The organism is Cutibacterium acnes (assembly GCF_003030305.1).
Lineage (GTDB): Bacteria > Actinomycetota > Actinomycetes > Propionibacteriales > Propionibacteriaceae > Cutibacterium > Cutibacterium acnes.
This window is the reverse complement of record NZ_CP023676.1, coordinates 1091854-1104484: the sequence shown is the minus strand read 5'-3', so window position 1 is coordinate 1104484 and position 12631 is coordinate 1091854. Positions and strand designations below refer to the sequence as shown.

Below are 12631 nucleotides of genomic sequence, written 5' to 3'. Positions count from 1 at the left end.
CCGTGGGACATCCGCGCGACGGCCGGCCTGTCTCCGGTAGCAACCTGTCTGATCCTGATAGCCATGGGTCCCTCCTGCGCGAAGATCCTATCGACCATGTCCCGTGAGTACGGTGGACGCGTGGCTGACACGAAAACCTCCCGTCATTCCTGGCTACGCATCACTTCCGGTCTCGTCGGGCTGATCCTGACCCTGCCGGTACTGGCGTGGTCAGTGGCCGCGATCCTCCCCTCACACAATGCCCTCACCTTCATCTCCTCCGTTCTGGTGGGATCGTTGGCTGTACCGGCTCTGGTCATCGCCGTCATCGCCTTCGTCCTCGCTCTTCTGGGACGAGGTGGTCTGCGAGTGGTGGCCGTTGTCTTCTCGGTGATGGCCCTCATCGTGCCAGTGGCGGCAACGGCGACGACGGCGTGGATCACGGACCGCGCCGGTGGACGTATCAACGTCGTCTCGGCAGCTGCGGTGTCGTCGATGTCCGACCACCCTGACGAAACGGTCCGGTATGGATCCGGCCCTGACGAGACGGCCCAGATCTACCGTGCCCATAACCACAATGCCCCGGTACTTGTCGACATTCATGGTGGAGGATGGAGCACCGACGCCACCATGCCCGCCACGTTGAGATGGTTTTCCGATCATGGCTGGTTAGTCATTCGCCCCTCGTACACCCTGGCCACCCAGGGCCACCCCACCTGGAATACCGCCCCAAAACAGGTCGCATGTGCCTGGGCCTGGAGCCTGTCCCACGTGAAAGAACTCGGTGGCGACCCTTCACAGGTATCGATCATGGGTGATTCCGCTGGTGGTGGAATGGCCATTAATCTCGCCTACGGCGCCGCCAGTGGAAAGTTGAAGAGTTCCTGCGGCTCAATACGGGCCCCGAAGTCAGTCCTCGCCCTCTATCCAACGGTGGATGTCGGTACCGTCGAGTCGGTCACCACACTGAGCGCGGGCAATGCCGCCAAAATGTATATCGGTGGCACCCCCAAGCAATTCCCCGACCGTTATCGCGCTGTCAACAGTTCCACCTGGATCACTCCTCAGGCACCACCAACAATGGTGATCCAGGGAAATCACGACACCTTTGTTCCGCCATCCAGTGTGCGGAAATTCGTCAATCGTGCCCGCCAGGCTGGAGTCCGGGTCGATCACGTACAGTTACCGATGCTCAATCACGCTTTCGATTCCCAGGCGCGCAACTCACTGGGATTCCAGGTCGTCACGAGCCTTGGGCAACGTTTCCTTACTGACCACTGAGCGAGTAGTCAGTACTCGAGCTAACGCCTCAAGATCGCCCGCGATATCAGTTGCCTGGTTCTGTATCCACCGCATCTGCAAGCCCTCAGCCGCGGCAACTACCAGTCGGATGGCCTGCTCATCGTCGATCCCGAGGGCCATTCTGACGACGTCGTGAACTCGCTGACGGTGTCGCTCCATGAAAGTATGGGCCGGGTGATAGGGATCGGCGGCGGCCACACTCATGTCGACAAAGAGCTTGGTCAGCCCCGGAGTGCGGGTCGTCTGAGCCAAGTATGCCCACACATGGTCAGGGTCGGTGAGGCCACCAGCATCGACCGCGTGAGCGTCACGAGCTTCAAGAATCGCCACGAATAATTCGTCCATCGATCCGAAGTAGTGCAGAACGCCTGCCTCCGTGAGCCCAACTTCGGCAGCGATGGCGGCCAGTGTGGGCCGCTCCCCCGAACTTGCGCCATAGAGCCGCAGAGCGACGTCAAGAATCTCAGCCCTACGAGCAACCCCCTTAGCGTATGGTCCACGTCGGGTGAGGCTCTTCGTCGTCACTGCCATGGACCCAACCTTAGGAGGAAATCCCAGAGTTATCCTCCCCAACCATCAGCGAATACCAAGTCGTGCTAGGTTTTAGGTGTACTTTGAGCCACCAAAGGAATCCTCATGAGTGCACCATTCCAGCTGACCTCTAGCGATCCGAATGTCATCGATCCTGTCGGATTAGCCGCAGATACCCACGAGTGGATCGAGGCGGTGGTGCCAGGAGGAGTGCACGAAACCCTGATAGCGGCTGGGATCATCGCTCATCCATATGTAGAGGATCACGAAAAAGACTGTCGTTGGGTGGAGGATCGCGCCTGGTGGTATCGCGGAACGGTGCCGATCCCGGCGGGAGACGATCCGCTCGTATTGACCCTGACCGGCGTCGATACCGTTGCAGACATCTGGGTCAACGGACACCACGTCGGTCGTCATGCCAACCAGTACCGACCCTTCCAGGTTACGCTTCCGCCCATCGACGCCAACAAAGCCAAAGTACTCATCCGCTTCGCACCGCCATTAGATGGCCTGGCCGAGCCGCCAGCCACGAGAGCTATGGTCAACGCCGTCAGTGACTTCCTTAATGCCGCGGCCCCTCAGAACCTGGACGCCGAGCCTGGCTCGGGGATTCTCACCCTCGATCTGGCCGCGACTCGACGCCGTAAAGGCATGTTCTCGTGGGGATGGGATTTTGCTCCCCGTATCCCCTCGATCGGCCTGACGGGTCCCGTGGAGTTGACCCGTCGTTCACCGATCGAGGTGAGCCATCACGTCGACACGATGGCCATCGGTGACGGCGACAGTGCAGACGTCAACGTCGTGGTGTCCACTGTCCACCACGACGGCCCTGCACCCTGTACCGTTGATGTCACCCTCACTTCGCCAGATGGTGATCGCGTCAGTGGACACGCCCAATTCAAACATGGTTCAGCCACCGTGGATCTCCAGCTGGATAACCCGCAACTGTGGTGGACCCATGACCTGGGCAAGCCTTCCCTCTACCAGGTCGACATCAAGATCTGCGATAAGGACGCCAACACGATCGCTACTGATTCCGGCATGGCAGGTATCCGCACCATCGAGGTGGACTGCTCCCCCGACACAGACGATCCCGAAATCGACGGGCCTGCCCGTCACTTCACGTTCATTATCAATGGCGTGCCAGTCTTTGCCCGTGGCGCCAATCTGGTCCCGCAGTCGATGCTGCCGGGATCGGTGACTCCCCAGCAGGATCACGACCTTGTCCGAGCCTGCCGCGATGCCAATATGACGATGGTGCGCGTCTGGGGCGGCGGTGTCTACGCTTCCGACGCCTTCATGACTGCCTGTGACGAATACGGCATCCTCGTGTGGCACGACTTTATGTTCGCCTGCATTGACTATCCCGGCGACGATGAAGAGTTCATGTCCGAGGTCCGTACCGAGGCTGACTATCAAACCCGCCGTCTCGCTAATCATCCGAGTCTGGCGCTGTGGGCTGGAGGCAATGAGGTGCAGGCCATGCACCAGGCGGTCTGGAATAATCTTAACCCGGGCCCATGGGGATCCGAGATCTTCGACGAGGTCTTGCCTGAGGCGGTTCGTCGCAACAGCCCCACCGTGAACTATTGGGCCAACAGCCCGGCCACTGATGTTGACACCGACCCTCGCGTTAATGGCACCAGGGCCGGTGATCGTCACGCATGGGAAGTGTGGCATGGCGCGGACGTGGGAGCAGGGACGCACGAGGATTATTCCAGCCCTGCCGAAGCCATGCACTATCACCGCTATAGCTATGACACCGGGCGGTTCATTAGCGAGTTTGGCATCCACGCCAGTGCTGACCTACCCGCCCTCGGCAGGTGGTTAGGGAATGATCACCTCAACCTCGACGACCCCATTCTTCTCGCGCGTAATAAGGACACCCCGAAGGCCAAAGGGATGGCCCTCATTGATTACGAAGTAGGCAAACCGACATCGGTTCAGTCCTACGTCACCTACAGCCAGGTGGTGCAGGCCGAGGGACTCAAATTCGGCATCGAGCATTACCGGCGCCGTTGGCCTCACTGCGCTGGCGCCCTAGTGTGGCAGCTCAATGAACCTTGGCCTGGAATGACGTGGTCCCTGCTCGACCACGACCTCGGGGCCAAGCCGGGCTACTACGCTACAGCTCGAGCCTTCGCCCCGGCGCTGTCCATCCTGCGCCTGACTGACGATTCACTGGAGGTATGGGTCAGCAATGCGCGTCCCACCCGAGTCACCGATACCGTGACAGTCACAATCGAAGGATTTGACGGAAGCATCGACCAGACACATCGAGTCAAAGTATCCGTTCCTGCGTCCACCTCCCAGATGGTGTGGTCAGTACCGCGCGCCCAGATCCCCGTCAACGGCAGCCACTACATATGGGTCGAAGGATCGGTTCTGCCTGCTAACCGACTCTTCCTGACACGCATCGGCGACCTCAACTTGCCCGAGGCGCACCTCGACGTCAAGGTAGACGTGACGGAACCAACTACGGCCACAGTGACGGTGGCAACGACGACGTTCGCCTACTTTGTGCGAGTTCTGACGCCGTGGCCGGGTGCGCGACCCGACATCTCAGCCCTTGATCTACGTCCCGGAACGAAGGCCGTCGTCACTGTGACTGGTCTTCCCGAAGGGTTCGACCCCGATGAGATCACAGTTCGCCACTTCCTCGACGACGTTGACCGATGACGTCGTCGGACTGACCGGCTCAACATGACGGGGGGCGCCCCAGTGGGCACCCCCCGTTCATCTGCTAAATCCTCAGTCGAGGTAGTCGCGCAGTACCTGAGAGCGACTCGGATGACGCAGTTTCGACATGGTCTTGGACTCGATCTGGCGGATGCGCTCCCGAGTAACACCGTAGACCTTGCCGATCTCATCCAGGGTCTTGGGCTGTCCGTCGGTCAAGCCGAATCGCATCGACACAACACCGGCCTCTCGCTCGGACAAGGTATCGAGGACATCATGCAGCTGCTCCTGCAACAGGGTGAAGTTGACGGCGTCTGCTGGCACGATGGCCTCAGAATCCTCAATAAGGTCACCAAACTCAGAATCGCCATCCTCACCCAGTGGGGTATGCAGCGAGATCGGCTCGCGACCGTATTTCTGCACCTCAATGACCTTCTCTGCGGTCATATCGAGTTCGCTGGCAAGCTCTTCCGGGGTGGGCTCACGACCTAGGTCCTGGAGCATCTGACGCTGGACGCGAGCCAGCTTGTTGATGACCTCGACCATATGCACAGGGATACGAATAGTACGAGCCTGGTCGGCCATGGCGCGGGTAATGGCCTGCTTGATCCACCACGTCGCGTACGTAGAGAATTTGTAGCCCTTGGTGTAGTCGAATTTCTCGACGGCACGAATGAGACCGAGGTTGCCCTCCTGAATGAGGTCAAGGAAGAGCATGCCGCGACCGGTGTAACGCTTAGCCAAGGAGACGACCAGACGGAGGTTGGCCTCCAATAGGTGGTTCTTCGCCACCTTGCCGTCCTCGGCGATCCACTCGTAATCCTCGCGGTCCTTCTCCCGGATCTTGGCATCCGGGTCGGCTAGCTGCTCGCCGGCAAACAGACCGGCCTCAATGCGCTTGGCGAGATCAACCTCTTCGACGGCATTGAGCAGAGCTACTTTGCCGATCTGCTTAAGGTAATCCTTAACGGGATCTGCGGTAGCGCCGGCGACCATGACGGTCTGCTCGGGCTCGTCAGCGTCATCGTTATCAGACAAGGAGAACGCCTCGGTCTCCTTGTTGATCTGCTGCTCGTCCTTAGCAGCCTCGGCCGGGTCGTAGTCACGCTCGTCAACATCGTCGAGGGAGCGCTTCTTGCCGCCAATAGTCAGCACAACGTCGTCACCGTCGCGCTCCACGGTCACATCGACCTCACCGGATGCGGCTTCGGCGACGGTCGTTTCCTTCTTCGCCTTAGTGGTCCGCCTCTTAGTTGTCGACTTTTTGGCACCACCGGACGACGCGTTTCCAACAGTCTTCGTACCCGAAGACTTCGTCGTCTTACTCGCCGCTGTCTTGGTGGACTTCGCGGCCGTCTTAGTGCTGGTGGGCTTCGTCGTGGTTTTGGCCCCAGATGACTTAGCCGTGGGAGTCTTGGCCCCACCAGCGGACTTGTGAGCCGACGACTGGCTTGCCTTCGTCGCAGTGGTCTTCTTCGCCCGACCGGTCGTACCGGTCTTAGCAGAGGTGGAACGTGTACTCTTCCTCGCGGTGGCTATCTTCGCCTCCTCGTCTGCAGCGGTGTTTGCAGTGCTGGACGTGGTGGTCGACACGGGTATCCTCTCCAAGGACTGACCAGTCCTTCAGTGCTGTCCCCTCCAAATGGGCCCATAAAGATCGACGATCACCGCCCCATGAGACCCAAGGGCATACGACGCCCAGGAGGCGTCAAGACCCTGCATTTATTGTGGCATCATCCGCGCGTTAACACAAACTGGCTCTCACCAGTTCCCTTCTACTGCCACGGAATGGCTGCGTCGAGCAGCCATGTACGACCACAGTCTGATCCTCTGATGTTACCCACGACCGCAGACACTCATCGGCCACTCAGGGATGACATTCGACCCTCTATGACGTTGATATAGGTGTCAACCAGTCCGACGGAGAAAGGCGAAGCATATGGACACCAAGTCCCGGGTTCGTACCACCGATGGCATTGATGGTAAGGACGCAGTCGGCCTCTACCTAGACGGGATCGCCCGCACGCCCCTACTCAACGCCGCAGAGGAGGTTGCGTTAGCCCGCCGGATCGAAGCGGGCGTGTTTGCACGCGCCATTCTCGAAGGCCACGCGGAAACCACATCGGATACCACCACTAAGGAACTACACCAGATTGCAGCCGACGGAGACGAAGCCCTGGCCCACTTCGTGCGCGCTAACCTGCGTCTGGTCGTGTCGGTGGCCCGCAAATACGGTCGGTCTCAGATGCCGTTACTTGACCTCGTGCAGGAAGGCAATACCGGGCTCATACGCGCCGTCGAGAAGTTCGACTACGCCAAGGGATTCAAGTTCTCGACCTACGCCACCTGGTGGGTCCGTCAGGCTATCAGCCGAGGCATCGCGCAGCAGGGTCGCATCGTCCGCCTTCCGGTGCACGTCGCTGAACAGGTGAATCAGGTGTCGGCTGCCCGCCGCAACCTCGAGCGTCAGCTGGGTCGCGAGCCCGAAACCTTCGAAATCGCCGACGAGTTGGAGATCACCGAGGAGCGTGTCATCGAGCTCATCCGCTTTGGACGTGACCACGTCTCTCTCGACGCTCCGGTTGAGGACGACGGCGACACTAGCCTGGGCGACCTCATCGCCCGCGAGACCTCTCCTGGTCCTGACGACATTGTGCTCGACGCCGAGGACCGCAGTCGACTTGAAGGGCTCCTTGACGATCTCGACGAGCGCTCTGCCGACGTGGTGCGTCGCCGCTACGGACTCGTCGATGGACGCCAAGCCAAGCTTGCCGACATCGGCAAGGTGTGGGGAATCACCGCCGAACGTGTGCGTCAGATCGAACGTGCTGCCCTAGCCAGCATGCGTCAACGTAACCTCGCCACGATGGCGGCCTGACATCTGCACACGGTGGCTCCGGACCCTTCCGGGGCCACCGTCGCGTTCAGAGGACATCACGTGCCACGGCCAAGCGGAAACGTTACTGAGGCGTCGAGGTCGTTCACATCTACCAGCCTCATGACCCCCTCCTGGCAGCAGGACGCGATGAGTTTGCCATCCTGCATCAGTCGGCCCATGGAGAAACCGAGCAGGCCTGATGCGCTCGGAGAAACCTGGTCGTAGAGCATCCAGCAGTCGGCCTCGGCAGTCCGGTGGAACCACATGGCGTGATCCAGCGATGCCGGATTGACGACCATACCCGATGGCACCGATCCCAGGTGTGGCATAACAGCACCAGCCATGAGACTGATATCGGAAATGTAGGCGAGGATCGCACGCTGCACAACGCGGTCGTCAGGAAGGCTCGCGGTGGTGCGTACCCACAAACTCAAGTGGGTGACGTGGTTGGGATCGACGAGCTGCGATCCGTCACCGGCCAACCGCACGTCGAGCGCATCCCACTCCTTGACGGTGGGCATAGGTCGCCCGAACATCTGTTCGAGGGCCTGGGCTAGGGTCGGACAGCGATCCGGGTCCGGAAGACAGTCCGGCATCGGATCGGAGTGCTCCGGGCCGTCCTCGCGGTTCTTGAAGGACAGTTCCGCGGTGAAGATCGTCCGACCGTGTTGGCGAGCGTTGACACGGCGAGTGCTGAAGGTGCGACCGTCACGAATTCTCTCGACATCAAAGATCATCGGCAGATCGGTGCGTCCAGCATGTAGGAACAGCGCGTGCATGGAATGGGCGGTCCGCTCAGGAATAGTGCGGGCACCAGCAACCAGAGCCTGAGCCAGTACCTGGCCCCCGAAGGTCCGCTGCCACGTCGTGTGTGGTTGCCGGCCTCGAAACAGATCGAGATCGAGGTCTTCAAGATCGAGCAGGTCAAGCAGTTCAGCAGTCGTCGATGGCACCTAACCACTGTGCCAGATCAGGCAACGTGTCATGGCAGCTCTCGCCAAGGCGGCGCACTCACTAGCAACAACGGTTGAAGAAATCGATCCGCGCCTGGAAGAACTGGGAGGGCGAAAGACCGAGCGTAGGCTCGGATCTCGCGCACATAGCCAGTGCACGACGTTAGGACAGCTTGGCTATCGCCATACGAATTCGCTTGGGTGACACACTGACACGAGTACCGAGTTTTTGAGCGAAGTACTGGACGCGCAACTCCTCCAGCATGAACCCAATCTCCTCGACCTCGGCGGGTAGTTTTCCAGCCGGTTGCTCCTCGCACAGGGCGTCATAGTCGGCCAGGAGAGGCTCCAGCTCGGCCATCTGGCGGGGATCGCGTGAAGGGTTGGTCATCAGGGACTCGATCCGCACGCTCACCCCCTGAATCCAGCGCGGCATGTCGTCATACCAAGGGTCCGGGGTGGCCGAAATGAAATTCTCGAAGACGAGGTCATCAATCTGAGCAACGATGTCAGCATGGATCGCCGGATCCGAGACAGTTGCCAGAGCCTGACGAGCAGCGACGACACGACTGAGGATCCTGCCAGCAGTACGCACCACTCGAGCCATCCGGTCGGCCTGGTCTTGACGAACGACTAGAGCGAGGTCGTCGAATGTCTTCTTGTCGCGAATCCCTGACAGATCACCCGCCTTCTCCTGAGCCACCGAAGCCACCGCCTTATGACGGGCATCGGCCAGTAAGGCTGGGACGCTGGGGTACGGAGACGTTGCCAGGGCCAGCTTGGTGGCGTTATCCATATGCGTAACAACCCACTTCGTCGGGTCAGGAAGGTTGAGGACAAGCAACTTCACGACGCCGGAAGCATGGCTGGTGCGCTGGGCACGAGGAGTGTCGAGGACGGTGGTGCCGACGGAGTCACCTTCATCGACCAGGCATGGGTAGCCGACGGCGTCAGGGCCCTTGCGCGACAGATCAACCCGTTTCGGAATTGGGTCGAAGGTCCACTCCTTCGCACCGTGGATCTGGGGTTGGCCCGCGGCCTTAGTCAAAGATTGGGACACCTTGGGAGCCAAATCAGTCTGCAGGGCGTCGAGATCCTCGGAGCGGGCAATGGGTGCGGGCTGAGATCCCTTGAGTTTGTCCTTACCATTCTTTTTGGATTTCTTACCGACAGGTCTTCCCTCGGCGTCAGTAATGTCGAAACCAATCCGCAAATGGGCCGGGATAGCGGCAATATTCCAGTCATCAGGGTTGATGATGACCCCGGTGAGAGTTCTCAGGGCTCGTCCGAGTTCATTGGTGAAGGGGGCGTGGCGGTCAGCATCGTGGTCTTCCAGCCAGGTTAGCGCCGCTCGGGCACGGTCGGGGGCAGGTACCAGTTGAGTGCGAATGCGCTTAGGAAGGGCGCGAATGAGTTCCGTCGCCAACTCGGTGCGCAAGCCTGGCACCTGCCAGCTGAACGGTGCTGTGGGCACCTGGTTGAGCAGTGCTAGCGGGATAGTGACGGTGACGCCGTCGTGCCCGGATCCCGGCTCAAAAACGTAGCGCACTGGAAGTTCGAGGTTTCCGACTTTCCAGTGGTCAGGGAAAGCGTCGGCGTCTACGGAGCCGGAGTCGACGAGATCGTCGATCGACAAGTCAAGCTGGTGACGGTCTTGCACCCGACGCCACCAAGCGTCGAAATGGGAACCAGAGACGATCCCGTCAGGAATCCGACGGTCGTAAAAAGCGAAGATGGCGTCGTCGTCGGCTACCAGGTCGCGCTGACGACTGCGCTCCTCAAGATCTGCGGCCTCGTCGCGAACTCGATCGTTGTGTTTGAGGAATCCATGATCGGATCGCCAGTTCCGCTCTACGAGAGCCGAACGGATAAAAATCTGTCGGGACGCCACCGGATCGATGCGGCCATAGGTGACGCGACGGTCAGCCCATAACGGCACCCCAAAGAGGGTGCCACGCTCAGTAGCGACCACTGACGCTGTTGATGCTGCCCAATGCGGAACCGCCCAGGAACGCCTGATGAGAGGGCCCGCAACCTCCTCCACCCACTCGGGCTGGACGGCGGCAACTGTCCTGGCCCACAGCCGAGAGGTCTCCACGAGCTCAACAGCCACGACAAGTTCGGGCGACTTACGCGCCAGCAGCGATCCGGGATTAATGGCGAACTTCGTGCCGCGAGCACCGAGGTATTCCTGAGGCCCGGGGCGCTGGCCGTGCCGTTTGGCCGGCTGCCGGAGCTGGACCAGCCCGATGTGAGACAACAGTCCCGAGAGTAGGGCAACAAGAACCCGGTCGGTTGGGGCTGAGGTGCGGTTGACCTCCAGGTGCAGTTCCTTGGCGATCTGGCGGAGTTGGCCGTGCAAATCGTCCCACTCACGCACCCGCAGATAGTTGATGTACTCGGCCCGACACATTCGGCGGAAGGCTGAGGACCCCATTTGACGACGCTGGTGGCGCAGGTAACGCCATAGCCGGTGGATGGCCATGATGTCGCCACCCTCGTCAATGCCGCCCGCCTGGGGGCGTGGGGAGATCTTCCCCCTGGTGTGCGGGGTATGACGTGCCGGAGGTCCTGGTTTAGCAGTGTTGGCGGCCTCCTGGTGAATATGCTGGCGGCGGACCTGAGACCAATCCCCCACCTGGTTGTTATCGGTGTTGTCGGCCGCTTGGAGGGTCTGCAGTAGGTTGGCTTCGGTGGCAAAACGGCGATGAAAAGCGTCGGCCTCCTCGCGCTTGTCTGCGGGACGCTCCCGGACGTCGCGAATCGATAGAGCCGCGACGATGACCAAGACCTCGGCCAGGCTACCTTGCCTCGCTCCTTCAAGGAGCATACGTCCCAGCCGTGGGTCCAATGGCACCCGGGCCAGCTGGTGTCCGATCTTTGTTAGGCGCGGAGCGTCACGGTGTCCCGGTTTGAGAGCTCCTAGTTCGTCGAGGAGCCGGATTCCGTCATTGATCCGGGAGCGGTCCGGGGCTTCGACGAAAGGAAAGTCGGTGATGGCTCCGAGCCTGGCCTGGGCCATCTGGAGGATGACCGCGGCTAAATTGGTGCGCAGGATCTCCGGCTCGGTGAATTCGGGACGAGACTCGAAACTGGTCTGGGAATACAGCCGGATGCAGATGCCCGGTGCCACGCGGCCACATCGTCCGGCGCGCTGGTTGGCGCTGGCCTGGGAGACCGGCTCGATAGGCAGGCGCTGGACCTTGGTGCGCACCGAGTACCGCGAGATACGGGCAGTTCCCGGATCAATGACGTAGCGGATTCCAGGCACGGTCAGGGAGGTCTCGGCGACGTTGGTGGCCAGCACGATCCGTCGTCCGGTATGCGGAGTGAAAACCCGATGCTGTTCTGCGGCCGACAGGCGGGCAAAGAGTGGCAGGACTTCGGTGTTAGACAGATTGAGGTCCGCCAGCGCCTCGGCGGTCTCGCGGATCTCCTGCTCACCAGCTAGGAATACCAGGATGTCACCGCTCTCCTCGCGGCAAAGTTCCTGGACCGCCCGGCAGATACCGGTGACTTGGTCGACAACCTCGTCATCCGGGCTCGTCAGGGACGGGGCTGATGGACGATGGAGGAGCTCATCTTCGTCGTCAATGTCATCTTCGTCATCGGGGCGGATTTGCTCAGAGGGATCCAGCGGGCGATAACGCACCTCAACGGGGTACGTGCGCCCCGAGACCTCAATAACTGGCGCGTCGTCGAAGTGGGCGGAAAACCTGGTGGTGTCGATAGTGGCCGAGGTGATGATGACTTTGAGGTCTGGACGTCGTGGCAGCAACTGTTTCAGGTAACCCAGCAAGAAGTCGATATTGAGGCTGCGCTCGTGAGCCTCGTCAATAATGATGGTGTCATGGGCGCACAAGTCGCGATCATGGGAAATCTCAGCAAGCAGTACTCCGTCAGTCATGACAGTCAGTGCGGTGTCGGAGGAAGCGCGCCGGGTGAAGCGCACTTGATAGCCGACCTGTTCCCCCAGCTCGACCCCCATTTCCTCGGCAACTCGTTCTGCGACGCTGCGCGCGGCGATCCGTCGGGGCTGGGTATGGGCAATCTGACGACGTCCCAAGGCCAGGCAGATCTTGGGCAGCTGGGTCGTCTTTCCCGAACCGGTCTCGCCTGCCACCACCACGACTTGGTGGTGCTTGATGAGGTCGGCAATCTCGTCGGCGTGTGCCGCTATCGGAAGGTCAGTGTCGAAGGTGACGACTCCCCCACCAGGCAGCTCACCTTCCAGTCGTGAATTAGGCATGACCGGTTTAGTCTATGCGGGGCTTCCAACACTCGGCGACCACTAGCCGTTATCAAGCCG

General features: G+C 60.5%; 7 protein-coding genes. 3 read left to right on the top strand and 4 right to left on the bottom strand.

Annotated elements, in window-relative coordinates; translation table 11 throughout:
• The first annotated feature begins 96 nt into the window (after positions 1-96).
• The gene (locus CPA42_RS05545) at positions 97-1260 is read left to right on the top strand and encodes an alpha/beta hydrolase (RefSeq protein ID WP_002515456.1); all 1164 of its coding nucleotides are present in this window, start codon (positions 97-99) and stop codon (positions 1258-1260) included.
• Here CPA42_RS05545 and CPA42_RS05540 read toward each other — a convergent pair.
• Positions 1204-1812 (bottom strand): TetR/AcrR family transcriptional regulator, encoded by a 609-nt coding sequence (locus tag CPA42_RS05540; RefSeq protein ID WP_002519001.1) that lies wholly within the window; start codon positions 1810-1812, stop codon positions 1204-1206. The two genes, CPA42_RS05545 and CPA42_RS05540, sit on opposite strands and share 57 nt — an antisense overlap.
• 105 nt (positions 1813-1917) lie before the next feature.
• Between CPA42_RS05540 and CPA42_RS05535 the strand changes: the two genes are divergently transcribed.
• Complete coding sequence (locus CPA42_RS05535; RefSeq protein ID WP_002515559.1) at positions 1918-4491, top strand: glycoside hydrolase family 2 protein; 2574 nt, start codon at positions 1918-1920, stop codon at positions 4489-4491.
• Between the two features lie 72 nt (positions 4492-4563).
• Here the strand turns inward: CPA42_RS05535 and CPA42_RS05530 are convergent, their stop codons facing one another.
• Positions 4564-6099, bottom strand: coding sequence for an RNA polymerase sigma factor (locus CPA42_RS05530; protein ID WP_002519002.1), 1536 nt, complete (start codon positions 6097-6099; stop codon positions 4564-4566).
• Between the two features lie 331 nt (positions 6100-6430).
• Here CPA42_RS05530 and CPA42_RS05525 point away from each other — a divergent pair, with 331 nt between their 5' ends.
• Positions 6431-7369 carry a sigma-70 family RNA polymerase sigma factor gene (locus CPA42_RS05525; protein WP_002515632.1) on the top strand — a complete coding sequence of 313 codons (939 nt, stop codon included), beginning with the start codon at positions 6431-6433 and terminating at the stop codon, positions 7367-7369.
• A gap of 56 nt (positions 7370-7425) precedes the next feature.
• On the opposite strand, the gene CPA42_RS05520 is transcribed toward CPA42_RS05525, so the two are convergent.
• Positions 7426-8322 (bottom strand): acyl-CoA thioesterase, encoded by an 897-nt coding sequence (locus tag CPA42_RS05520; protein ID WP_002515462.1) that lies wholly within the window; start codon positions 8320-8322, stop codon positions 7426-7428.
• 163 nt (positions 8323-8485) lie between these two features.
• On the bottom strand, positions 8486-12571 hold the full coding sequence (gene hrpA / locus CPA42_RS05515; RefSeq protein WP_002515567.1) for an ATP-dependent RNA helicase HrpA: 4086 nt from the start codon (positions 12569-12571) through the stop codon (positions 8486-8488).
• Positions 12572-12631: the final 60 nt, after the last annotated feature.